Source organism: Hydrogenophaga sp. RWCD_12, assembly GCF_046604225.1.
Lineage (GTDB): Bacteria > Pseudomonadota > Gammaproteobacteria > Burkholderiales > Burkholderiaceae_C > Hydrogenophaga.
Genome location: NZ_JBKIXC010000025.1, coordinates 1 through 342 on the forward strand (window position 1 = coordinate 1; position 342 = coordinate 342).

Here is a 342-nt window from a genome sequence, read left to right on the forward strand (position 1 = left end):
ACCGGATCGATCACCAGACGGATCGTGGCCGTGGCCGTGGCACCGTGCGGATCGGTGATCGTGTAAGTGATCGGGATCGGCGTGGTCGTGTTGTAGTTCGGCTCCGGCGTGAACGTCAGCGTGCCATCGGGATTGAGCACGAGCTCACCGATCGGAGCGCCTGTACCCGGATCGTTGATCACCACCGGCGTGCCCGGCACGATCGGGCTGCCGTTGATCTGCGTGATCGTCAGTGGCTCGTTTTCCGGGTCGCTGTCATTGGTCAGCGGGTTGAACGTGACCGGCTGGTCTTCCTGGCCACGGATGTTGTCGTCCTGAGCCACGGGAGGATCGTTGGCCGCA

Annotated in this window: 1 protein-coding gene; it reads right to left on the reverse strand. The window is 63.5% G+C overall.

Translation table 11 applies throughout. The annotated features are described in order from the left end of the window. A partial coding sequence (locus tag ACLIJ1_RS23330) for an Ig-like domain-containing protein (protein ID WP_411367972.1) occupies positions 1–323 on the reverse strand: 323 nt, incomplete at its 3' end. Positions 324–342: the final 19 nt, after the last annotated feature.